Below are 24,677 nucleotides of genomic sequence, written 5' to 3'. Positions count from 1 at the left end.
TTATGCTTCGGGTGTTTTTGACAGCGGCCGTCGCCGTGGTGATCGCGGCGACGGCGTGGGTTTTCTGGGACCGCGCACGCGGGCCGACGGCGACGCCGATTGCTGGCTTCTCGGCGCCTTTTGTTTTCGGACGCTTTGCTGTGCCGCCGGACAATCCGCTGACGGAAGAGGCCTTTGCCCTTGGGCGCCACCTGTTCTACGACCCGATCCTGTCCGGCAACAATCAGGTGTCCTGCGCGACATGCCATATGCAGGCTCTTGCCTTCACTGATGGTCTGGCAAAGTCGCCCGCATTGTCTGGCGGAGAGCTGGAGTTCAGCTCCATGAGTTTGATCAACCTTCTTTGGGGCCAAGAGCGGTTCTTCTGGGACGGTCGCGCAACGTCGTTGGAAGCGCAGGCTTTGATGCCGATTCAACACCCGGACGAGATGAACCAGGACTTGGATGCTCTGATCACGGAACTGCAGGCATCCCGCGACTATCGACGGATGTTCCGCAAGGCATACGGGGAAGTCAGCGCCGAAAACGTGGCCCGGGCGTTGTCGACCTTCATGCGAATGCTGATTTCGTCGGATTCAAAATACGACAGGTTTCTGCGTGGCGAAGTGCGTTTGACCGCGCAGGAAGAACATGGCCGCAAACTATTCATGGCGCATCCGGACACCAAGGTTTCGCTGCGTGGTGGGAACTGCATCGACTGCCACAGCCAGTTTTTGACTTCGGGGTTTCGGGACGCATTGGATGGGTTTTCAAACAACGGTCTGGATTCCGATGACGACCTGCCGGATGGCCTGATGGCTGTAACGGGCAATCCGGCGCACAAGGGCTTCTTCAAAGTGCCGACACTGCGCAACATCGCAGTAACCGCGCCCTACATGCATGATGGTCGGTTCGAGACATTGGAAGAGGTCATGGATCACTACAATGACGGGATTGTCGTCAGCGATACGCTCAGCCCTTTGATCCTTGAGGCCGACAATGCACCAGAGGCCGGGCAGGGCACTGTGGGCCTGCGTATGACGCCCGACGAAGTGCAGTCCATCATCGCGTTCCTGCACACGCTGACGGATGAGGGTTTTCTGACAAACCCCCAATTTTCCAATCCGTTCGAAGGAGACGGCTGATGCGTATTTGGATGACGGGGCTTGCGATGCTGTTGGTCGTTGGCGGAGCGCTGTTCTTTGCTCTTGGTCCGCAGCGCACCACGTCGATCACTTTGACCTTTCACGCGAAGATGGGTGACGATCCGTTGGTATTTGATGAGTTCTTGTACGAAAACCCCGGCGGGCCCGGCACGTTCAGGGTTCGTGACTTTCGGCTCTACCTCAGCAACCTGACCCTCTCGCAAGATGGTGTACTTTTTGCTGAGCCTGACAGCTATCATCTGCTCCGGTTCGACAACCCGGAAACAACCCATTCGCTCAGACTGAACGACATTCCCCTGAGCAGCATTGAGCAGGTCCGTTTCATGATCGGCGTAGACCCAGAAGCCAATGGCTCGATCCAAGCGCGCGGGGACCTGGACCCGAACAGCCAAATGGCCTGGAACTGGGAGGTCGGCTATAAATTCGTCGTGATGGAAGGAACGTTGCGGATCGGGGAAAAGGTCGCTCCGCTGGTCTACCACGTTGGGTTTTCGGAAAACGCGCGCGAGGTCGATATTCAGTTGCCACCGGATTTCGGTTCTGATGGCAATGTTGACCTGCACGTGAACGTAGATGTTGCGAAGCTTCTTGACGGGCCTTCGCAAATTGACCTGCAAAAGCTCTCATCGGTCAAGTTCAACCGCGAAGACTCCGCCATGCTGGCCGACAATTACGCAACCATGATGACCCCGATGTTTCGGTGAATTCGGATCGTGCAAGCCCCTTAGAACCGATAGGTCGCGCCGATCAACGGGCCGGACTGGTCAAACGTGAAATCGTTGCCATCAATCTCGTGATCGAAAGAGATATAGCGATAACCGCCGCGGATCACCCATCTGTCGTTGATTTCATAATCCGCAGTCAGCAAGACCTGCCATGTTTCGCTGTCGCTGCTGAAGCCGCCGTAGTCAAAAAAGCCAGTGCCGGACCACCTGTCGTTGAACGCGACCCGGGCTCGGACGCCGATGACCGGGTCTGTCCAGCTTTCATCGACACTGACAGACCGGCCCGGGGCTGCTCCGGGAAGGACGGTGAAATCCGTCTGTGTGCGAAACCAGCGGAAACCGCCGACCAAGTCCACGTAGGACGTATCTGTAGTATAAGCCCGGTAGCCTACATAGCCGCTGAAAAACTGAGTTGTGAGCGAGGTTTCAAGACCAGAACTTATCGCGCCAGGCGTATCGTTACTGAAAGAGACGTCTACGTAGTTGTAGTCGGCCAATAGTGACCAGCGCCCGTTTGATGCACCAAAGACGCCCATGAAGGCTAGATCGAGATTTTTTAGCGCGTCAGAGAAACTCAGCGTTCCATCAACGGTGCCGCGGGCTGTTTCCTGCGTAACCTCCGTTTCAGGCATGAACAGGTAAATTGTTGCCTCATAGGACCAATCGGACTGCTGCGCCACAGCGGCAGTTGTCATTGGAATCCAGGTCGCCACGGCCCACGCAGCGGTTGTTATTGCCCTCTTAAAGACCATTTTGATCCTCCGTTTGTTCCAATTTGGCAATCTGATCTGATTGCTCATTCATTCAGCGGCTTCATCGGACTGTTGAACGCGCGGTCCGACACGATTGATATCGGTTTCCGGAAAGAACTCGGACCAGACATGCCAGAAAACACCGGCACGCAAGGTCTCGACACGTTGCAGTTTTCCTTGATCCGACATTCCCCAGAAATCGCAGCGGGTGATGGGCTGGCCTTTGTCATTGTACCAAACACCAAGGCTCTCGTACTTTGGGTCCAGGCTGACAACCACGTCTCGCCCACCGACATTTGCGTTTACGATCCAGTCATTCTCGACCACGAAATCATCGGTCCAGCAGGCAGCGTCGTTGCCGATCGTGATCCCCCAGACATAAGACTTATTCGGAAGCCGGTCGTCCGAACTGTCCATATTGTCCATGACGGGTGCATCTTCCTGATGCTGGCGCGCGATCCCCCAGCCAAAGGTTATCTCGGTCACCATGTCCAGCAGCCGCAAGAATGGGTTGGGCGAGGGCGTGTTCAGATACACCTCGCCATCGGGAAACGCTTTTTGAAATCCGCGGAACGTCATCCGATACGTGGGCCAGGGCTGCATCTTTGCTTCGGGGCGCACAGGGCAGGCGGGCCCATCCGCGCCAGTATCGCGATCCGTCTCGCGAAACCCATAGATCTGCTGGATGGGTTCCCCGGTTTCGTTGTCCCGCAGGATCAGGTTGTTGCCATGTTGGGCCAGCACTTCAAGATCCAGCCGGTTGCCTTCGATACGGGGGGCATAGCCCTGCCCAAGGTTGGCCATCGCGCAAAAGGTCATGACGATATCTTCGCCACCCAGCCCGTCAGCATTGCCGGCCAAATGGGGTCGCATGATTTGCGCATCGGGATGCGCGCGGGCGTGACCATTGTTTTCAATAACGATGACCGGCGCGGTTGGGCCGATGAATTTTTGCGCCTCGGCAATAGGAAAGAAGGCCGCATTGTTGAGTTGGTTCCTCAGCCCCAGATGGACCCACACATAGGGAAATCCATACAGAACAAGAACCAATAGCGTCGCGACCAGCCACAGCCAGAACGGGCCGCCGCCCAGAATGAAATGCGCAAGCGTAGCGACGGCAAATCCGCCCAAACCTACAGCAATCAGGCGGTACTCGTGCCGGATAAACCGGATCATGTTTTTGCGTTTAACCTTGAGCACCATTTGCGAAATGTCGCCAAGATCGCGGAAATAGACGAACCCGATACCCAGTGAAACGACTAAACCCAGAGCGAAAATGATGTTTCCTGCCATATGGTTATCCTATTTTCGGTTTCCAATAGGCCGCCTGCGGGAAAACTGCGGGCGGTCAGGGATTATTGCTGTGGTGCCGCGCGTTTTATGAGAAACGCATCTACGGCTAGCTGGGTTTCGGGGCGGGTGTTTTCGATCCCCTCATAGGGCGCGCCATAAGCTGGAGGCACATCCGGGAATTTTTCCTTTCGTGCCATGTGACGACCCAAGATGCGCACAAACTCCTGGCCGCCCCATGCGCCAACCTCGGTCGAGACTGAAAATTCTTCACGAGTATCTCGGTAGAGGTCAAAGAACTTGGCCGCGATCGGGTTCTTGCCCGGAGGCGGCAAAATGAGTTTGAGCTGATCCTTGACGATCGCCTCGGGTTTTTTGTCCGAATAGATGATCACGTGATCGCGACGCGATTTGGATTCATCGTCGAAAAGTAGCGCAGCGGATTGATCCACTCCGTCAATCAGGCGGTCGCGCGGTATGAACTCATCAGCACCGGCAAAGCGCGACAAGGTGGTATAAAGGTCCGAGACGTGGATGATACTGTTGAGCAGCCCGTCCGCTTCGATCATGCCGGGCCATCGGATAAAGGCGTCAACTCGCACGCCACCTTCAGTGGTGTCGGCCTTGCCGCCACGGAAGATCATCGGTGTGAACCCAGATTGCGGTGAATATTTGGTAAAATGGCCGTTGTCGCCCATTACAATAACGATGGTGTTCTCAGCCAATCCAAGCTCGTCAATCTTGGCAAAGAGATCTCCAAGCCATTGGTCAAGTAGCTGCATTTTGTCGACATAAAGGCCGCCATTTGCGCTTTTTGGTCCGGTCCGGCCGGTCCGTGTGTTGTCCAGTGGGATCATCGGCCAGTATTGCAGGAAGAACTGATCCTCGCCACCAGCCAAGCGCTCTAGTTCTTCCATGGTCTTGTCTTGGAAGGCTTGGTTCATCTCGTCATACTTGGCCGCGTTCCAACGTTCGCCGGGTTTCATCCTAATTTCGCGGATGGGACCCCCGGCCTCGCCTTCAATCACGGTCATCATGGCCGAGGCGTCGGGGCGGAACCACTTGTCGACAGTATACTTGTCGTCATAATCGTTGATGGCTACGGAAACCTGCTCCTTAATCGCGTCATCGTGGAATATGGTTAACTGCCCCTGCTGATGAATCGCATGCTGGGCATAGTCAAACCCCTGATTCATTGCCCAGCTTTCTGAAATGTCACCCATATGCCATTTGCCAACATGACTCGTGGAGTAGCCGGCCTGCTTAAGCACTTCAGCGAGTGTAATTTCGCCACCCGGCAGGCCTTCTCCGGCAATATCAACTTGTGTGTTCCCCATACCCATACGGACAGGCAGGCGTCCGGTCATTTGTGCCACGCGCGTTGGTGTGCACGAAGGTTCGGTGTACATCCGAACCATCCGCATGGCCTGATCCGAGAAGTCATTAATGTTCGGTGTTTCATACCCGCGTACTGCATTCAGCTCTGGGATGCCCATATCCCCAAAGCCCAAGTCATCGATCAGTACACTGACGATATTTGGAGGGTTTCCACCGTTACTTTCGCGAAACGCAGCCAACGCTTCGTTAACGGCCGCGTCATCCTGGGCCCATTGCGATCCAAGCTGTGCTTGAAGGATATAGAATTCCGCATCGTGTTGAATTGGATTTTCCTGCGCTTCAGCTGATAAGGCGGCAAAGCCCATCGACAACACAAAAACACACTGCAATTTCATTCCAATCTCCCCTTCAGAATGTCGACTCTACAGCGCAGGCTGTTTGTCATATTGAAACATTATTATATTTGCTGTTGAAACGCTACGCTGCAAAAGCCGGGTGGAGGCTGCGTCTCGATTTCATGGGAAAGTCCGTCACACGCCGGCCGTATGCCACGTGTCTTTGCGGTTGACGGGAGGAACCCCGGAATGTTGCGCAAACGACCCGAAATGTACGAGCGCAGCGGCGTGAGTGAACGGCGTGTTTCTGTTCGTCAAACACTTGGCCCGAACACCGACCATCCGGTTGCGCGGACCAGTTCCTGAAATGCAATGCTAGCCAAATGAGAGTTGCCTTTTGCGTCCAGTCCCGGGCTCCATGCTGTGACCGCTGCGATGCCTGGTACGATACACAGGATGCCACCGCCGACACCGCTTTTGGCAGGAAGTCCAACGCGGAATGCAAACTCGCCCGAGGCGTCATAAGATCCGCACATCATCATCAGCGCAGTCACTCTGCGGGCGCGTTGCGCGGACAGAACGGTTGAAGCATCTGCCGGGTTCTGCCCCGCGGCGGCCAGATATCGGCCCGCAACCGCCAATTGACGGCACGACATGGCGATGCTGCATTGGCGGAAATACAGCGACAGAACATCTTCGACTGGCGCTTTTAGGTTTCCCTCGGCTTTCATGAAATGCGCAAGTGCCCTGTTTCTGGACCCTGTCCGCATCTCGGAGTCTGCAACGGCTTTATCCACTTGAATGGACGCATCCTCTGCGAGCGTCCGGCAAAGGTTCAGTACATCGTTGACCGCCTCATCAGAGCTTCGGTCTTCTAGCAGAACGTCGGCCACGACGATGGCGCCGGGGTTAATAAACGGGTTTCTGGGAATTCCACGTTCATGTTCGAGCTGGACGATTGAATTAAACGGATCGCCCGAAGGTTCGCGCCCCACACGTTGCCAAAGGGTCGCGCCCACATGTTGCAGGGCCTCTGTCAGCGAAAAAATCTTGGAAATGCTTTGAATGGAAAACAGCGTGTCCGCATTTCCGGCCGAAACAGGCGCGCCGTCAATGGGTGCGACAGCGATGCCGAACTGGTTCAGGTCAACGCTGGCAAGTTCGGGAATATATTGGGCGACCTTCCCGCGTTCCGACATGCCGGCAACGCGATCGGCGATGTCATCCAAAATGACCTGCAACTCACCGGTTTCAATCACGCTGGGGCTCGGCATATGCCTCCTCCGTCCAGACTGAGTGATCCACGCCTTTGTCAAATTCAGGGAATTTGCTTGCCACAAAGCGGGGCTCAAGATTCTGTCTGCGCTGTGTGAAATAGTCCACGGTCAGTTTGTACACCGTGCCCGACAGCAGCACGATGGCGACCAGGTTGATGGTTGCCATTACGCCCATGGCTGCATCTGCAAAATTGAACACTGTGCTGACCGCTTGCACCGCGCCCCAGACGACCATGGCAAGACAACCCAGGCGCAAGATGTAGATAGGCACTTTGCCTTCCAGCTTCAGAAACGTCATGGCGTTTTCTGCGTATGAGTAATTGCCCAATATCGACGTAAAGCCAAAAAACACGATTGCGATTGCGATAAAATGGCGGCCGATTTCACCCAGATGGACCGCTGCAGCATCCTGAGTTAGACGCATTCCGGTGGCCCCGTCCGGTTCGATGGCGCCAGACAGCAGGATCAGCAATGCGGTCGCGGTGGCGACCAGTATCGTATCCACGAAACATCCAAACGCCTGAACCAAACCCTGGCTCGAAGGATGATGCGGAGCCGGCGTGGCAACAGCTGCGATATTGGGGGCCGAACCCATACCGGCTTCGTTTGAAAACAACCCGCGCTTTATTCCATTGAGAGCTGCTGCCATCACGCCACCCGTGACGCCGCCTGCGGCTTCCTGAAGGCCAAAGGCCCCTGCAACGATAGACCACAGCATTGCAGGCACCTGTGGCAGGTTCAGAACAACGACGACACAGGCCAGCAACAGGTAAAGCCCGGCCATGAGCGGCACGACGATTTCGGCAAATCGCGCAATGGTTCGGATGCCGCCAAAGATGACCACAGCAGCAGCCGCCGCCAGCGCCAGACCAGCAATCAATTTGTTCAACCCGAACGCGCCTTCGAACGCCTCGGCGATTGAGTTGGATTGGACGGCGACAAAAACAAGGCCGAAACTGACGATCAGGCAGATCGAAAATATCACACCGGCCCAGGGCGCGTTCAGCGCATTGGCCATGTAGAAAGCAGGACCGCCGCGGTACCGCCCGTTTGAAGACGTGACCTTGTAAAGCTGCGCCAGAGTGCTTTCGGAATAGGCCGTGGCCATCCCGACCAGGGCCACGATCCACATCCAGAAGATTGCGCCGGGGCCACCCAGGGTCAAAGCCACAGCGACACCGGCCAGGTTCCCGGTGCCAACGCGTGACGCCAGACTAACGGTCAGTGCCTGAAACGGCGTAATTCCGCGTTTGTCAGTGGATTTGGACGAGGTCAGAACTCGGATCATCTCGCCGAAATGTAGAAACTGCAGCGCGCCCAGACGAATGGTGAAAAATACGCCGACGCCGAGCAACCCGTAGATCAGGACGTAGTTCCAAAGAATAGAGTTAATGCCGTTAACAATTGCTTCCATCGTCCGCCTCCTGACAAATCAGACCGTTCGAAAAAGCAGCTAAAATACGATGCTTATTCTTCCATCATGCACGAAGGGAGGGTCGCCGAGTCAAGCTTCAAACCCTAAAATCGGCGAAACGCCCCGACATATACAATTGATTTAACGATGAGAATTCGTTCGGGTGACGGCGTCTTGCGCGAGTTCGACTACAGACTGACCTGCGTGTTCCGAAGGTTGCGAGCGCGCTGCGAAAAGCGCATTCGGGGCGCAGACCGTCCCGAATGCCATAGTCATAAAAGCGTCCAGATGAAGTGTGCTTTGCCTATTCAGCGGCCATCTGTGCCGAAGGTGTCGACATCGAAATCACGCGCTCGTCTTCGGTCATGTCTTCTTCGATCCCGTCGAAAAGTGGTGTGGAAAGATAGCGCTCGCCCGTGTCTGGCAACATCACCAGCAGAACGGATCCCTGTGGCGCTTGCTCGGCCACTTTCATAGCAACAGCAAGCGTCGAGCCACCAGATATTCCCGTAAAAATCCCTTCTTCCGACGCCAGCCGTCTGGACCATTCAATCCCTTCGGCACCGGGGACAGGGATCAATTCATCATAGTAATCCTTGTCGATCGCCTCTTGCAGAACCCATGGGATAAAGTCTGGGGTCCAGCCCTGAATGGGGTGAGGTTCAAAATTCGGATGGCTTTCCGTGGGTTGGTGACCCTCGTTGCGGGTGTTTGTATAACCCGATGACACAATCGCCGCGTTGGCGGGTTCTGTCAGGATGATTTTCGTGCCGGGGCGCTCTGCCCGAAGAACGCGTGCGACACCGGAAACGGTCCCGCCGGTGCCATAGCCGGTGACCCAGTAATCCAGCCGCTCACCTTCGAAATCTGCCATGATTTCTCGGGCAGTGGTGTTCTCGTGGATGTCGGCATTTGCCGACGTCTCGAACTGGCTGGCCAGAAACCATCCATTCTGTTCGGCCAGTTCCTTGGCTTTGACATACATGCCAAAGCCCTTTTGCGCGCGCGGCGTCAGCACGACCTTTGCCCCCAGAAAGCGCATCAGTTTGCGACGCTCGACCGAGAAGCTGTCGGCCATGGTCAGGACCAGGGGATACCCTTTGGCAGCACACACCATCGCAAGGCCGATCCCAGTGTTGCCTGATGTTGCCTCGACCACGGTCTGGCCGGGTTTCAGCCGCCCGTCGCGTTCCGCCGCCTCGATAATGTTCAACGCCAAACGATCTTTGACCGAAGCGGCAGGATTGAAAGCCTCGAATTTCACGTAGACCGTGACATGTGACGGCGCGATCTTGTTGATGCGTATGCAAGGCGTGTCACCTACGGTGTCGAGAACACTGTCATAAAGCCGTTTGCGTCCCTCAGTCTGCCGAATTCCCATGGCGGTATCCCTCTTTTGGTTGGCAAAATCCGTGCCAGTTTATACCAATTTCGCTGCTTCGGCGCTTTAAACATTTGTCTTGGGGGTGACCGACGAAGTCCCGTGCTGAACCGCCAGTTCAGGATGCCCATAAGCTTTTGGGTACGTCATCGGCACGACTGGGCCTGCGGGAATGACACCATTCCAGCTTCGACCAAAGTACCCTTGCCGACAGTGATCCAGCGAACTGCTGTTTGCCACACCGGGCAAGTCATGGACGCGACAAAGCCAACGCCAGAGGTGCGGGTAATCAAGAATCTTGGCGCCATTCAGCTTCATACGCACGTAGTAAACCGGGTCGTGGCGGTAGAGCGTCGGGAAAAGGCGCAGATCGGCTTCTGTAAATCGGTCCCCGGTCAGAAAAGGTCTGCTATCGCTGGCCAAGCGATCTTCCAACTGCGCCAATGTTTTAAAGTAAGTCCCGAAACTGGCGGCATAGACGTTTTGATCAGACGAGAACCCGGCCTTGTATGCCCCGTTGTTGATTGCGACGTAGATTTGCTCGTTCAGTTCGTCAATTTCAGCCCGGAGCGCAGGATCATCCGGGTAGAGGTTGGGCCGGTTGGCTTCATTGCAGGAGCTGCCCAGCAGCGCCGCATTGCCATTCAGCATTCGAATGATCTCGGCGCTTTCATTGTTGACGATACGGCCGGCTATTTTGTCATACAGGATTGGGACTGAACGTTCTTCTGAGCCTTCAACCCGGTAAATTTCGCGAACCAACCTGAAACCTTGCCCCGTTGCGGTTTCCAAGGTGCATTCAGGCAACGTCGTCCCAGTTGCCGAAGCAACAAGCTCGGGGGAAAATTGCCAGTTGTTCGGACACTCGGGGTCGTCCTCGCCAGTGCGATTGGGGAAGGCCACATCCATTGAAATGCTGTCCTGCAAACCCAACACATTGCGCGCCAGCGTCACCCGATGACACCACGGGCAATTCAGCGCAACAAACAGGTGATAGCGCCCCGGTTCAGCCGGGAACTCTGGATCGCCGATAGCATGTCGAAAACCACTGACGCCGCGCACGAACTCTCCTCGTGCGCGGCGTTCTGAGGCATGGGCCTGATCTTCCTGTTTGGAATGGTCGGTCATGTGTGGCCTTACCCTCTTAGGCGGTGGTGCAGGATGATTGGAACCGCAAGGTCTTCCTCATCGCTCAGGTGACGTTTCAGAAAGGCCTCGATGGCCTCTGATGTGTCGCGCAGAGATCCGACCTCGGATCGGGCCTGAGCCTCATCCAATTGAATGAGCTTGATCACACGATTGGCCGTCCTTGTGTATTGGTCAAGGACCAGATCGAGATCGGCATGGTCCTTTTCCAAAACCTTAAGTCCGGCGTCAAAGCGGGCATCCGCGGCAGAAAGCTCGGGGAAGTAGCTATGATCTTCCCACCCGTGATGGCCGTGCAAGTTTCCAACAAGCGCGTTTCCGTAGTAGGACAGGCGCGCGGCATACTCTTCAGGGGACAGGTCCTTTTCAAGATAGCTTTCTGCATCGGAGCGAACCAGCCGGGCAAGGCGCCGAAACATCAGATGGGCAGCCAGCCAGTGACGGGTTTTCTCGGTGAAGCCGGGGTGTGCTTCCCAGTTGTCGCGTGGATATTGTTCGAGCAAGATCTGCATCTCGCCCGGCATATCTGCGGTGCGAATGTTGTATGTATCAAGCATGAGCTTACTCCTTTCCGCAAACATGTGTGTGTGGAAAACTCGTACCGTTAGGCTCAAAGATGCACAGTTGGTGTCTATCTCTGCACATCGTCAAAAGGTGTGTCGGTCAAATCGGCCATCTTGCATGGCGTGTACAATCTTAAGATTGTCACGTCGGCGGGTGCCAATGGAGCGAAGGTGACCCCGGTGACGCAGGGTTGCAAGATTATGCGGCAGCAGATTTTCGTTTGCCTGCCCTTCTAGCGGCAACCAAACGATTGCTTGGCATAGCTTTTGCAGCCTGTCTATTATCGCCAAAACACAAAGCGCCTTAGTTAAACGGGGCGTTTCAGTCTCGGGCGGTATGGCAACATGAATGAGAATAAAGTGAATTCTGATAGCGAAACTTGGAATGTTCCAGGTTTTGGCGTGCATCACATTGCCAAGCTTCTGCAAAATCGCGATTCGGACATTGTTGCGCTTCTGAGATCGGCCAACCTACCCGTTGATCTCCACGAAGCACCACCGGATTTTGTTGATGTCCGGAATGAGCTTCGCCTCCTGGAGCTTGCCATTGAAGAGACCGGTGATCCCTTGTTTGCTATCTCAGCGGGAAAAACATTCAACCCCAGAAAAACGACACTTCTCAGCTATGTCGTTTTGAACTCTCCGACCGCTGGCGACGCAATTGAGAAGGCAGTGATCTACGCGCGCCTGGCGCGGGGTTTCGCCAAACTGTCATTTTATGAAGAAGAGCGTGGCATGTTCTTGGAGATAGATTCCATCGCTGAACTAATGCGTTCTGACGGAGCTCATAATGAGTTTCGAATATCCGCTTTCTTGACCAGTATTCAGATCGCAGCTGAAGCGCCCTTGCCAGTCCTTGAGATACGTTTTCCGCATGAATTGACCGAAGAAAGGCAATCCGAAATCTCCGGTGCTCTATCGGTCAATGTCAAACAGAGTCAAAGGGTTCCGGGTATCCTGTTTGACCAGACAGTGATGGATATTCCGATCAAAGATACAGACCCCGCATTGCTTCTGCATCTTGAAAAACACGTGCAAACTTTGATGAAGGATTTGCCGCCTGCAATCGGCGAAACAAGTTCTTTGGTGCAAAGCGAGATTACGTCGCGACTGTCTTTTAACGCTCCTACACAAGATGAAATCGCGAAGACGCTGGGGATGAGTATCAGTACACTTGGACGCAAACTTGCCAAAGAAGGCACAACCTACAAGCAACTGCTCAAAGACATTCGCGCAAGGTTGGCAGAACAGTATCTTGATGACCCCAAGCTAAGTCTTTCAGAGATTGCTTTTGCACTGGGTTATTCTGATCAAGCTGCGTTTACCAATGCCTACAAGACCTGGACGGGCCAATCTCCGGGTAGTGTTCGAACAGTTTAGGTTGATCTCAGGGCATGCAACTCGGTTGGTACAGTGATCTCGGGCAAAAAAGCGGATGCTGATCTGCTGAAACGCAGCCTCAGGCATCCACTTTTTATGTGTCAGCGCCTTTATGAGTAGGCATCACTGCATGAGTCACAAGGATCGGAATTCGATAGCTCTGGTGTCACTTGGTAGTCGGGGCCAGGCAGATTTACGGTTTGTTGGTTGAGGCCACCCAACGGGTGCGCCGAGGACATTCCAGCACTTACGATCAGCGCGAACACGGTAGCGGATGCAATTACTACTTTTTTCATTTCTTGGTCCCTTTCGGTTGAGCGTGCTTGAAACGCTTTGTGTGCATTCAATTTGGCAATTTACGGCTCAGGTTTATTGCGATTGCACGTCAAGGTTTTGAGAAAAGTCATCAAGTTGACGACGGTTCGTTTCGCCGCCACGGGAACATTGATCAACACAGCATGGGGCCGTTTTGAGCCCATTTTGATCAATGCTGTGCAGGGCATGAATGGCCGGTAGCCATAACAAAGCTGCGGATGGAGTTCTTACAGGTCGTCAGATGGAATCAAACCTGCACGGTTCAGCAGCCAGGCTTTTTTTGCAACCCACCACATTCACTAAATCATTTAGGCTAAAATTCTCTGTTCGAGTTCTTTGGTGTTCGCGATGCGGTTAGATCCGTCAGTGGTATGCCACACGGTGGTACTGGGGTGACCCCGTGTGGCATTGTCTTACGCAATCAGGTTTTGGTCGATCACCTCGAACGAGAATTCGTCGACTGTAAACATGGTGTCGTCGATCGCTGACAGCTCTACCGCATCAAAGGTTGTGCGCCCGAGTGAGCCCGAGAAATCACCGTCGTCAGCATCCGCCACCATGGTGCCGACAAGAACACCGTCATCGTAGAAGGCAACCTCGACTTCACCGCTGCCGTGACTGTCGCCAAAGCTAAAGATGAACTCCACCGCTTCCAGGTCCGTGTCCTCCAACGCAATTCTGAGGCTTTCGTCACCGTCAACCGATGCAGCATCGCGGCTAAACAACGAGTCGTCGAATGAGAACACGCCAATCGCCCCATGCTTGATCGCGACCAGTTCAAAATCGGTCGGATCGACCGCATCCACTTTTATACCCACATCCGAAAACGTCAGGCTGTTCCGAACCGGACCAAGCCTGTCCACATCCACAACTTCGCCGTCAATGCTTTCAAAGGCCTTGGTTTTGAACCAGCGGCCCGCTTCGAACTCAACCGCCAAACTCTGGGTTTCTGGAATGAACAGGCTTGCCACCATGGGATCGTGATCCGAGGCCCGCCCGCTGGTTGCGGCGAACTCCGAATTGACGTGAACGATGTCAACCAGTGCCCCGGAATGCAGATCCTCGGACACCAGAATATGGTCCAACGACTGGCTATTGCCCTGAAACTCAAAGCTATAGCGTTCGTCTTCCGGGATATCGTTTGTCAGGTTGACGAGGTCGGTATTGGCCTCAAGGTCAGCTACGGGTGAGACAAATTCAAATTCGTTGAAGTCACCCAACACTACCGCATTGGCGCCATCACCCAGCCCGTTGACAAAATCCTGAACGGCCTGGCTCTGGGCCTGGCGCTCATCCAGACTGCCGTTCACATCAACGTCTTCTTGGCGAGCGGCAAAGTCCTGTTCGGTTCCCAGAATAGGCGCAGAACCACCTTTGGATGAAAAGTGATTGTTGACCACCGTGACGGTTTCACCGTTGAAAACAAAATCTGCGACCAACGGCAAACGTGCGCCCTCAAAGGCCTCGCCTTCACCTTGCCCACTGATGGTCTGCACGGATCCTTCCACTAACGAGACACGATCAGGATTGTAGAGAAAGGCGGTGCGGATGTTGCCGCCGGGCTGACCCCCGGATGTTCCGTCCCCGATAAAGGTGTTGTCGATCACCTCATAAGCCGGACCACCCGCCGCCAGGATAGCCGCGGCAAGTTCCGCCAGGGTTTCCGACGCCGAAACGGTCCCGTCATCGTCCGAGCCCGAATTGTCCTGCACCTCTTGCAGACCAATGATATCCGGGCTGTTGAGGTTTTTGGTGATCTGCTCGGCTATGGCTGCAAACCGACCGTCGGCAACGTCTTGGTCGCCGTCGCCATCATTGGGGTCGAGGTTAAGAACATTGTATGTCGCAATCGTCAGCTCGTTGCCTGAACTGGCAAGTGTGGTCGTTTCCTGCTCCAACCCGGCTGACTGGATATTCGGTGTGAAATCCTCGGTCGGCAGGATTTCGTAATTTCCGAAACTATAGCCCACCACACCCGTGACGTCGCCAAGGTGATCGCCGACATTCACCGTGGGAAATTCGAAATCGAAAATCCCGCTATCTTCGTCGATCTGGATTTTCTCAGGATTGAAGTCGTCTGGTGAGATATTGAGCGTTCCGCGCTCTGAAAGGCCGGTTGCGCCACTGCCCTGATCGGCAACCGCAAAGATTTCGCCAAACCGGCTGGTTCCGCTGACAGCTTGCAGATCCGTGGCGGTCACGCGCATCCCTTCCAGGCTTTCGAAGAAGTCGATGCCATCCTGGGTTGGATCGAATGAGGCAAACGCATCATCGTCGATGCTTTGGTTGGGCACCGCCCGCTCACCCGGATCATTGCCAATCAGAACCGCTTCGGGCAGCGCATTGCCCGATGACTGCACCTCAAGGTTAAAAACATTGGTCAGTTGGGTGGTCGGCAGGTTACCACTGCCTGTGCCGCCCGGAAAGAACTCGGCAACGGTCCCACCCACAGAAATGGCATCACCCACGGCAACGGTTGGGCTTGAACCGGTGAAGACGAAAATCGCATCCGAAGTTGCATCGTTGCCGTCGCCATCCGGGTCTTGCAAATAGAACCCGTTGGAATCTACCGCAGTGACGATGCCGCTGGTTGAAACCATATCGCCGAGAACGTTTGATGGGCCGGCAGGCAAGTCCTCGAAGAATTCGGCAACCGTTTGCCCATCTGCCAAAACAAATTCCGACACATGACCTGCGCCCTGGATTTCATAGATTGACACGATTTCAATGTCGCTGGCCGAGATGGACACCTCGACAACAGGGGCCAGAATACCGTCGAAGGCGGGATCGTCCGAGGTGACAGTGTGCTGAATGTCCACGACCTCGGCCCCTTCGGGCAGATCGTCGTCAACGGCGGTGACGGCGACTTGTTGTGGCTGATCAAAATTGGTCGCGTCAAACACCAATTCGGTTGGTGCAACGTCAAGATCAGCTCCTGCGGCTATGGTGATCGTGACGGGTTGCTCGGGCGCGACAGACAACGTGACTTCATATGTATCCGCCATGCTCCCTTCATCGGCAGCAAGATCCAAATCATTAACGATGACCGTTGGTGAGGGCGCGGCATCCGTGACTGTAAAACCTGCAGGCTCGACATCTTCAATCCTGGTATTGCTGGTCGTCCAGTTGGCGGGATCGTTAATGGCGGCCTGCAATTCGGCCTTTGTACCGGTGAGAGGGCCATTATAAACACCGTTGTCGGTTTCGGTGAGGGCGATTGCGCTGGTGCCGACTGTCAGCCCCGAGGGCAGTGCAGACGTATTTGACGATGTTGCGTCAGGTTCATATCCGTCGCCATTGAAATGAACCGATGCGACAAAACTGGGCGTGTCGTCGTCACCCTGATACGCGTGGATCTGATCGCCGCTGGCCGAGAAGTTTGGGCCGGTAAATTCGGGATTGATCACCGTACCCGCAGCAATGTTTGCGGGTGCCGTCCAGACGAATATCCCCTCACTGCTGCGGAAACCGCCGGCTGCGAACCAACCGTTGTCAGTGAATTTGATCTCGGTTCCTGCCTCGATGTCGGTCAAAGCAACAAATGTGAACTCGTCGGGATTGTCGGAATTGAACCCGGTAAACGCAATATCACCCGCAGCCAATGTAGTAACCATGTGAGCCTCGCTTTTTGATCTGGTGAATGGATGGCGGGTCGATATGCGACTCGCCTCAGCACAACCCACGGTAGCTTAACCTGACGATGTTAGTTAATTGGTTGTACGGAGCAGGCCTAATACGGCGGAGCTTTGCCGCCTTAAAACGCGGCATCCTTTTTATCCGTGCTCGGCTGTCCAACCATCTGCCACCCGAGGTCAGGGTTTTCCGCCGTGACTGGCCGCACAAAACGGCCTGCGACGAACGAAATCGTGATCCCACCTGACAAGAGATGGATTTCTAGCCGGACAAGCTGCGATTTACATCAGACGGTAAAAGGAAATTTGTGGCTGGGGTGGTAGGATTCGAACCTACGGTACACTGTACCAAAAACAGTTGCCTTACCACTTGGCTACACCCCAACGATGAGGCGCTGTCTACGATTGTTGATCGGTGGGTTCAAGACCTTTCAGGCAAAAAAATGAGTGCGGATTAAAAAAAATCTGAAGGTGCTAATTGAAGATCTGAGAGTGGCTTGTTTTCCTGGGAAAGGTGTTCAATCCTCCTGTGATCTGGTCGTTTGACAGGGCCGCTGAGTTTAGGCGGAGTAGGTAGCCCATAGAGCCTGATCCCGTGCCGCGTTTTTTTAAATCTAATGTTTCGTGAAGGGTTGGATAAGCACATTTCCGGCAGAGCGTTCAGGCCGGAAACTCTGAAAGGGAAGAGGATGAAGTTTCTTCGTACGCCAGATACCCGGTTTGTGGGGCTCTCAGATTATCCGTTTGCACCGAATTACGCGCAGGTGGATGACACCAAAGGCGGCCAGTTGCGGATGCATTATGTGGATGAAGGGCCAGCCGAGGCTGATCCCGTATTGATGATGCACGGCGAGCCAAGCTGGTCCTACCTTTACCGCCACATGATTGCGGGATTCGTCGCGCAGGGACATCGCGCGGTTGCGCCCGACCTGATTGGATTCGGACGATCCGACAAACCAACCGAACGAAGCGACTACACTTATGAACGCCACGTGGCTTGGATGGGTGAGTGGCTGCGCAAGGTGGACCTGCGCAACATCACTCTGGTTTGCCAGGACTGGGGCGGGCTGATCGGGTTGCGGTTATGGGCAGAGATGCCCGACAGGTTCGCGCGTATCGTCATTGCCAACACTGCGCTGCCGACTGGCGATCAGCCAATGGGCGAAGCGTTCGAGAACTGGCGCAGGTTCAGCCAGGAGGTTCCGGTATTTCCGGCTGGGGGAATTCTGAAAGGCGGAACTGTAGCACCCCTGTCAGAAGACGTTATCGCGGCCTATGACGCGCCTTTTCCAGATGAAAGTTACAAGGCCGGGGCGCGGCAGTTTCCCATGCTGGTGCCAGCGACGCCTGATGATCCGTCCTCGGGTCCGAACCGGCAGGCGTGGGACGTGATCCGAGGGCTTCAGACACCTATCCTCACTGCTTTCGGGGCCGATGATCAGGTCATGGCGGGGATTGATGCGGTGTTCCAGAAACTGTGCCCGGGGGCCGTAGGGCAGCCCCACGTCATCTTGCCGAATGCGGGGCATTTCTTGCAAGAAGACGTTGGTCCGGAACTGGTCAAGCTGACCTGCGATTTCGTCGCGCGCACATCCTGATCCGACTTGGTTATTCTCGGATTTCGGCTGGGTCGACGCCCCAAAGGTTCGTTTTCTGTGCCCAACCGCGATACCCGCCTGCAGAAATCTGACACCAGTCCAGCGAACAGCTGCCAAGGCGCGCCACGACGCCCGTTTCAAATTGGGCGCTGACCGGGGCCTTTGGGTCCGGACTGGTGTAAACGGGCAGTAATTCGGCATCGACTAACACCGTTCGAACACCGGACAACAGGGCATAGTGCACCCATCCTCCGGCTCCGTCTCGGTCCTGTACCCTGCGCCAGTTTCCGTATTCTGCCGTTATCTGCAGTGGCATGCCGCGCCGTTTGAAAACCCAATCGATTCGGTGAGTCAGGGATGGGCCTCGGCGCACATTGCCCTCGGCGGCTTTCATCGAGACAAACCGTGGAAGGGGCAGATTGGTGACTTGGCCACGCTTGTCCTGCGCGCTAGCGGGCAGGGTGCCAAGCACGGTTAGGAAAACAGCGAATGCCGCCGAAACAAGGCGTTTTACGGGTAGAAAACCACTCACTTACTGTCTGCTCATGTGCTTGTTGATCTTGCTTCGAAAAAAGGTCGACTGAATGCCTATGGGGTTCTTGTGCCCCGCCTTATCCTGCGCCACGATGACATGGCGCGCGAAGGTTTGCAAAGCAGTGGGAGTGCAGAGGTGTCAAGAGAACGTCTGAGTGTTGTCGTTACGCGACGGTTGCCCGAGGCGGTTGAAACCCGGTTAAGCGAATTGTTCGATGTGCAGTTGCGCGACGATGACAACCCGATGACCCGCGAAGAACTGGTGGAGGCCGTGAAAACCGCCGATGTTCTGGTGCCAACCGTGACGGATACGATCGACGGTGGCCTATTGGGGCAGGCGGGTGAAAACCTGCGCTTGATCGCGAATTACGGGGCAGGGGTCGACAATATCGATGTCTCGACCGCGCGTCAGAGGGGCATTCTGGTGTCGAACACCCCGGGGGTTCTGACCGACGATACCGCTGATATGACCATGGCGCTGATTCTCGCTGTGACCCGCCGAATTCCCGAGGGTTTGTCTGTCATGCAAAAAGGCGATTGGACGGGGTGGGCGCCGAATGCCTTGTTGGGCGGGCGTATCGGCGGGCGGCGTTTGGGCGTTCTCGGCATGGGGCGTATCGGCCAGGCCGTGGCCCGCCGTGCCAGCGCATTTGGAATGCAAGTACATTACCACAACCGTCGCAGGCTTCGCCCGGAGATCGAACAAGAGATGGAAGCGACCTACTGGGAAAGCCTGGATCAGATGGTGGCGCGAATGGATGTGATTTCGGTCCATTGCCCGTCGACACCGTCTACCTTCCATTTGATGAATGCACGGCGGCTGAAATTGATGAAGCCGACAGCCGTTATCGTGAATACCTCAAGGGGTGAGGTGATCGACGAAAACGCTCTGACACGCCGGATACGCTCGGGCGAAATCGCCGGCGCGGGCCTGGATGTCTATGAGCATGGGACGGATGTGAACCCAAGATTGCGACAGTTACCAAACGTTGTTCTGCTGCCCCACATGGGGTCGGCCACGTTAGAGGGCCGGATCGAAATGGGCGAGAAAGTTATTATAAATATCAAGACTTTCGAAGACGGTCACCGCCCGCCGGATCAGGTGGTCCCCGCAATGCTTTGATCAGGTGTTTCCCGCGTTTTGATGCGGGCGGTGCCAATTTACACACGCATATTTTCAGGAGGATACGATGAAACGAAGTCTGATTTCGGGAGTGTTGCTGTCGGCGGTGGTGCTGGCAGGACCATTGACTGCTCAGGAGACGGCGGATGCCGTTGCGCCCGAAGGCGCGTCCGAGGGGCAGGTGCAAGGCCTGACCGAAGAGGTGATCGCTGCGCTTGAGGCCAAGATGGCAGGGCAGCCGGTCACATCTGAAAACTGGATGGTCGCTGCTGCGAATCCATTGGCGGTTGAAGCAGGCGCAAAGGTTTTGCGCGCTGGCGGGTCGGCGGCTGATGCAATGGTCGCCGTTCAGGTTGTGCTGGGGTTGGTCGAACCGCAATCGTCGGGCCTTGGTGGCGGTGCATTTTTGGTTTGGTATGACGCTGCATCGGGCAAGCTGACGACATTGGATGGGCGTGAAACGGCCCCGCTTGAGGCGAACCACAGGCTGTTCCATGACGAAAACGGCGAACCGCTGAAGTTCTTTGATGCAGTTGTCGGGGGATTGTCGGTGGGCACACCCGGGACACCGGCTTTGCTTGAAGAGGCACACCGGCGCTGGGGCCGCAGTCCGTGGCCAAGCCTGTTTACCGATGGCATCGCGTTGGCGGACGACGGTTTTCTGGTATCTCCGCGCCTTGCTGGCCTGGTCGAAAAGGATGCCGAACGCCTGTCGCGCTTTCCAGCAACCGCAGAATATTTCCTGCCCGACGGTAAGCCACTTGAGCAGGGGCAACGCCTGACCAACCCGGCATATGCTGAAACTCTGCGGATCTTGGCCGAGGAAGGCTCGGCCGATTTCTACGGTGGTGAGATTGCCGCTGGCATCGTCAGCACCGTACGCAACGCCGAAGGCAACCCGGGCGTTCTGTCGGGAATTGATCTGGCGCTGTATCAGGTGATCGAGCGTGAACCAGTGTGCGCAACCTATCGCGCCTATGAGGTCTGCGGCATGGGCCCGCCATCGTCAGGCGCGCTGACCGTCGGTCAGATTCTGGGCATGCTGGACGGTTATGATCTGGCTGAAATGGGCCCCGAAGACACCAATGCATGGCGCCTGATCGGTGATGCCTCTCGTCTGGCTTTCGCAGATCGCGGTCGCTATATGGCCGATCATGATTTTGTTCCCATGCCCACACAGGGCTTGGTTGATCCATCTTATCTGTCCGACCGTGGCGCTCTGTTAGGCGGAGAAGCCGCCCTGACAGAGGTCGCACCGGGTAACCCCGAGTTCGATCATGCGTCGAATTGGGCCAACGATGTCTCGATCGAGTTACCCTCAACCTCGCATATCTCGATCGTTGATCAGTACGGAAACGTCCTGTCGATGACGACGACGATTGAGAACGGGTTCGGTTCACGACTGATGACAAACGGGTTTCTGCTAAACAACGAATTGACGGACTTCTCGTTCAAAACGCACAGTGACGGTGTTCCAATTGCCAACCGGTTGGAGCCGGGCAAACGGCCACGTTCGTCGATGAGCCCGACAATTGTTATGCAGGACGGCGCGCCTGTTCTGGCCATCGGATCGCCGGGCGGCAGCCGTATCATCGGCTATGTTGCCAAGTCGATCATCGCCTGGGCGGATTGGGACATGGATGTGCAGCAGGCCTTGTCGCTACCGCACCTCGTCAACCGTTTTGGCACCTATGACGTGGAAGAAGGAACCGCGGCCGAAGGGTTCTCGGACGCGTTGATTGAGCTGGGTTTTGAAGTGAACCCGCGCGACCTGACATCGGGCCTACATGCGATTGAAATCGGGGATGTGCTGGTCGGCGGTGCCGATCCACGTCGTGAAGGTATTGCGCTGGGCGAATAGCCCGGCGTTTCAAAGGGGAAGACCATGGTGCAGGCAGTTGCTTTGCCGCGAAATGAAGTGGGGATCGAGGCAGCTGTCGGCATCCTGAAACAAAAGTTTGGTGACCGGTTGCAAACCGGTCAGGCAATCCGCGAACAACATGGTCACACGACCACCTGGATCGAAAACCAATCCCCGGATGCTGTGGTTTTTCCGCATTCCACGGAAGAGGTCTCCGAGATCGTCAAAACCTGCGCCACGCACAAGGTACCGGTGATTGCATTTGGTACGGGTACATCGTTGGAGGGTCACGTGAACGCCCCTGCTGGTGGTATCTCGGTTGACCTGACCCAGATGAATAAGGTGCTGGCTGTGAACCCGGGTGATCTGGATTGCGTCGTACAGCCGGGTGTGACGCGCGAAGACCTGAACACCCTTTTGCGGGATCAGGGCTTGTTCTTTCCGATTGACCCCGGCGCGAATGCGTCGTTGGGCGGAATGGCGGCGACGCGGGCGTCTGGGACCAATGCGGTTCGCTATGGCACGATGAAGGACAATGTCCTTAGTCTTGAGGCGGTCATGCCGGATGGGCAAATCATCCGAACCGGGCACCGGGCCAAGAAATCCTCGGCCGGTTATGACCTGACCCGACTGCTGATCGGGGCCGAAGGGACGTTGGGCATCATCACCGAGCTTACGTTGCGCCTGCAGGGCATCCCCGAGGCGATCACTTCTGCCCGTTGTTCATTTCCGTCGGTGGATGCGGCCTGTCAGGCCGTCATGATGACGATCCAATATGGTGTTCCAGTGGCGCGGATTGAGCTGCTGGATGAGATGTCGGTCCAGGCCGCCAACGCCTATTCCAGTCTTAGCCTGCCGGAAACGCCATTGCTCCTGCTCGAGTTCCACGGATCGGAGAACGGTGCGGTCGAACAGTCCGAAACCTTCAACCAGATCGCGGAAGAGTTCGGTGGCACCGATTTTGCGGCGACCTCAACGACTGAGGAACGCAATAAACTCTGGCAGGCCCGGCATGATATGTACTGGGCTTCCTTGCAACTGCGTCCGGGCGCGCGGGGAATTTCCACGGATGTCTGCGTCCCGATCTCGCGTTTGGCAGAGTGCGTCACAGCGACTCAGGACAAAGCGCGTGAGCTAGGACTTATGGCCCCAGTGGTTGGGCATGTCGGGGATGGCAACTTTCATTCCTTGCTGCTGATCGACATGGAAAACGCGGACGAAGTCAGCAAAGCTGACCAATTCGTCGGTTGGCTGAATGATTTGGCTATTTCGATGGAAGGCACGTGCACGGGCGAACATGGGATCGGGCAGGGCAAACAGCCCTATCTGGTCAAAGAGCTTGGACCAGCCGTCACGTATATGACTGCCATCAAAAAGGCACTGGACCCCGATAACATCATGAACCCCGGAAAGATCCTGTCGAACACATAGAAACGGCGCAACCTTGGGAATTCCGCCTCAAAGCCACAAGGGTGCCCAATTCTGCGGCTATCAATTGCGAAAATGAGCAGCAATTGAATTTGAGGTCATAATGGGCGCGCTAAGGTTCATTGGGTTTGCGTTGATAGTAGGTCTGGTCGTTGCGGGCTTAGATTATTTTCAACAGGACAAAAAATCTGACGGTACGCTTTCGCTTAGTGGATATGTTGAAACCATCTCGGCTCGGTTCGATCAAAGCCAAAAAGAGCGGGAAGTGAAACAAACGGCGCGAGAACGCCAAAAGCTATGGGATGCCGGTGCAAAGTCCTTTCTTCCGAACCCCCCAGAGGGTTGGACGCAATATGCCCTGACCGAGCCTGACACCAAGGCAGTTTCCAGAGTTCTTTCAGAGTTGCGGCCAGTGCCCCTTGTCAGTTCGATCAGCGGGCCAGCCGAATTGCTACAGCTCAACGCTGCCGGTAAAGACGGCGCGCTTCGAAAGCTGGATGAGACAGGCACTGTTTACGCAAAAGAAGGTGAACTGGTCTGGCTTGATATCACGCTCAAACCACAAGCGGCACGAAACACTTTGGCCGGATTGGCGCTGAGCGCGCAGGATGCGTTTCTGGATGGGATGAAAGCCGAGCAAGGGTATGCGGTGATTGACGGCGTCGCTTTCATCGAAACAACCGGAAATCTGCTGGATGATACCAAAAAGACCGCCCATCGTGCGTTCACAGGTCGTATCGGCTTTGATCAAGAGGTGGTTATCCGCCTTCATGCAGATGCCAGTGATGCGACGATCCGAGAGTTTCTTGGCCTCGTCGATTACGCAGGCCTGAACGCATTGCTGCCGCATCCGGCCCTGGTTGTCGGCAACGAAATCGAAGTTCCCCTGATCCGGCAGCCCGAAATAGCAGATGAAATGCACGAACTATACGAAACGATGCAGCTGGCTCAGCTCAAACTGGGTCAGGAAAAACTGGAAAATCTGGATGCGGCGGCTTTGGTGGCGAACACGTTAAGCAGTTCGGGCTTTAATTCCGAAGGCGTCATGGACATCACCAACGGCGAAGTCTTCGAAAACCAGGAGCTGTCGCAGCTATCGTACATTCGCACACAGAACATGCTGCTTGCCTCCGCGTTGAGCGAGGCGGAAACCGAAGTGGCCAGCACAGGCGGTATCGGCGGCTTCATTCAGGGATTGATGAGCAAAGTGTCCCACGCCAACGCCAACGCGGATGAACGCGAACCTCAGGTTGTCCCATCGGGTGAGGTCAAGGTCAGGAAGGGCGGTTTGGGTAAGTCATCCTGTGCAACGTTGGGCAGTAGCAAACGGTGCTCTGTCGGGGGCAACTGAAACCTTTCACATGAAAAATCGACGCTCTGCGCCATGCACGGGTCGTTTTCTTTATATCACTGGTCGGATGAATGTCGCGCCGGGGCATT

At 55.5% G+C, this 24,677-nt stretch carries 18 protein-coding genes and 1 tRNA gene; 8 read left to right on the top strand and 11 right to left on the bottom strand.

The features are described 5' to 3' along the window. Positions 1-2 precede the first annotated feature (2 nt). Positions 3-1,124, top strand: coding sequence for a cytochrome-c peroxidase (locus AC2FIS_RS06285; RefSeq protein ID WP_496772407.1), 1,122 nt, complete (start codon positions 3-5; stop codon positions 1,122-1,124). Next, positions 1,124-1,849 (top strand): MbnP family protein, encoded by a 726-nt coding sequence (locus tag AC2FIS_RS06280; protein ID WP_496772405.1) that lies wholly within the window; start codon positions 1,124-1,126, stop codon positions 1,847-1,849. Before AC2FIS_RS06285 ends, AC2FIS_RS06280 begins: the two co-directional genes overlap by 1 nt. Positions 1,850-1,869: 20 nt before the next feature. Here AC2FIS_RS06280 and AC2FIS_RS06275 read toward each other — a convergent pair whose 3' ends face one another. From AC2FIS_RS06275 to AC2FIS_RS06240, 8 genes are all read right to left on the bottom strand, one after another. Next, a complete protein-coding gene (locus AC2FIS_RS06275; RefSeq protein ID WP_496772404.1) occupies positions 1,870-2,622 on the bottom strand; it encodes an outer membrane protein in 753 nt (250 codons plus the stop codon). A gap of 48 nt (positions 2,623-2,670) precedes the next feature. Beyond that, complete coding sequence (locus AC2FIS_RS06270) at positions 2,671-3,915, bottom strand: DUF3179 domain-containing (seleno)protein (protein WP_496772403.1); 1,245 nt, start codon at positions 3,913-3,915, stop codon at positions 2,671-2,673. Positions 3,916-3,977: 62 nt separating this feature from the next. After that, the gene (locus tag AC2FIS_RS06265; RefSeq protein WP_496772402.1) at positions 3,978-5,645 is read right to left on the bottom strand and encodes a sulfatase-like hydrolase/transferase; all 1,668 of its coding nucleotides are present in this window, start codon (positions 5,643-5,645) and stop codon (positions 3,978-3,980) included. A gap of 254 nt (positions 5,646-5,899) precedes the next feature. Then, complete coding sequence (locus AC2FIS_RS06260; protein ID WP_496772401.1) at positions 5,900-6,859, bottom strand: glutaminase; 960 nt, start codon at positions 6,857-6,859, stop codon at positions 5,900-5,902. Beyond that, positions 6,837-8,276 carry an alanine/glycine:cation symporter family protein gene (locus AC2FIS_RS06255; protein ID WP_496772400.1) on the bottom strand — a complete coding sequence of 480 codons (1,440 nt, stop codon included), beginning with the start codon at positions 8,274-8,276 and terminating at the stop codon, positions 6,837-6,839. Before AC2FIS_RS06255 ends, AC2FIS_RS06260 begins: the two co-directional genes overlap by 23 nt. 304 nt (positions 8,277-8,580) lie before the next feature. Further along, on the bottom strand, positions 8,581-9,657 hold the full coding sequence (locus tag AC2FIS_RS06250; RefSeq protein WP_496772399.1) for a PLP-dependent cysteine synthase family protein: 1,077 nt from the start codon (positions 9,655-9,657) through the stop codon (positions 8,581-8,583). A gap of 66 nt (positions 9,658-9,723) precedes the next feature. Next, on the bottom strand, positions 9,724-10,785 hold the full coding sequence (locus tag AC2FIS_RS06245) for a glutathione S-transferase C-terminal domain-containing protein (RefSeq protein WP_496772398.1): 1,062 nt from the start codon (positions 10,783-10,785) through the stop codon (positions 9,724-9,726). A gap of 8 nt (positions 10,786-10,793) precedes the next feature. Further along, entirely contained in the window at positions 10,794-11,360 is a 567-nt protein-coding gene (locus AC2FIS_RS06240; RefSeq protein ID WP_496772396.1) for a hemerythrin domain-containing protein, read from the bottom strand. A gap of 351 nt (positions 11,361-11,711) precedes the next feature. Between AC2FIS_RS06240 and AC2FIS_RS06235 the strand changes: the two genes are divergently transcribed. Then, positions 11,712-12,746 carry a helix-turn-helix domain-containing protein gene (locus AC2FIS_RS06235; RefSeq protein ID WP_496772395.1) on the top strand — a complete coding sequence of 345 codons (1,035 nt, stop codon included), beginning with the start codon at positions 11,712-11,714 and terminating at the stop codon, positions 12,744-12,746. Positions 12,747-13,474: 728 nt separating this feature from the next. Here the strand turns inward: AC2FIS_RS06235 and AC2FIS_RS06230 are convergent. Both AC2FIS_RS06230 and AC2FIS_RS06225 read right to left on the bottom strand, forming a co-directional pair. Continuing rightward, on the bottom strand, positions 13,475-16,675 hold the full coding sequence (locus AC2FIS_RS06230) for a DUF8508 domain-containing protein (RefSeq protein ID WP_496772394.1): 3,201 nt from the start codon (positions 16,673-16,675) through the stop codon (positions 13,475-13,477). 327 nt (positions 16,676-17,002) lie between these two features. Next, positions 17,003-17,077: transfer RNA gene (locus AC2FIS_RS06225), tRNA-Gln, on the bottom strand. 305 nt (positions 17,078-17,382) lie between these two features. Between AC2FIS_RS06225 and AC2FIS_RS06220 the strand changes: the two genes are divergently transcribed. Beyond that, positions 17,383-18,291, top strand: a complete 909-nt coding sequence (locus AC2FIS_RS06220) for a haloalkane dehalogenase (RefSeq protein WP_496772393.1) — start codon at positions 17,383-17,385, stop codon at positions 18,289-18,291. 10 nt (positions 18,292-18,301) lie between these two features. Here AC2FIS_RS06220 and AC2FIS_RS06215 read toward each other — a convergent pair whose 3' ends face one another. Next, the gene (locus tag AC2FIS_RS06215; RefSeq protein WP_234416571.1) at positions 18,302-18,763 is read right to left on the bottom strand and encodes an SH3 domain-containing protein; all 462 of its coding nucleotides are present in this window, start codon (positions 18,761-18,763) and stop codon (positions 18,302-18,304) included. A gap of 198 nt (positions 18,764-18,961) precedes the next feature. Here AC2FIS_RS06215 and AC2FIS_RS06210 point away from each other — a divergent pair, with 198 nt between their 5' ends. The 4 genes from AC2FIS_RS06210 to AC2FIS_RS06195 all read left to right on the top strand — a co-directional run bounded on the left by AC2FIS_RS06210 (position 18,962) and on the right by AC2FIS_RS06195 (position 24,588). Further along, complete coding sequence (locus AC2FIS_RS06210; protein WP_496734208.1) at positions 18,962-19,948, top strand: 2-hydroxyacid dehydrogenase; 987 nt, start codon at positions 18,962-18,964, stop codon at positions 19,946-19,948. A 67-nt stretch (positions 19,949-20,015) separates the two neighbouring features. Further along, positions 20,016-21,809, top strand: a complete 1,794-nt coding sequence (ggt, locus tag AC2FIS_RS06205) for a gamma-glutamyltransferase (RefSeq protein WP_496772392.1) — start codon at positions 20,016-20,018, stop codon at positions 21,807-21,809. 24 nt (positions 21,810-21,833) lie between these two features. Beyond that, positions 21,834-23,240, top strand: coding sequence for an FAD-binding oxidoreductase (locus AC2FIS_RS06200; RefSeq protein ID WP_496772391.1), 1,407 nt, complete (start codon positions 21,834-21,836; stop codon positions 23,238-23,240). A 100-nt stretch (positions 23,241-23,340) separates the two neighbouring features. After that, positions 23,341-24,588 (top strand): hypothetical protein, encoded by a 1,248-nt coding sequence (locus tag AC2FIS_RS06195; RefSeq protein ID WP_496772390.1) that lies wholly within the window; start codon positions 23,341-23,343, stop codon positions 24,586-24,588. Positions 24,589-24,677 lie beyond the last annotated feature (89 nt).

The sequence above is a fragment of the Ruegeria sp. CDSB113 genome, from assembly GCF_059611045.1.
The sequence above is the reverse complement of the archived record's forward strand: the minus strand, read 5'-3'. Positions and strand labels throughout refer to the sequence as shown.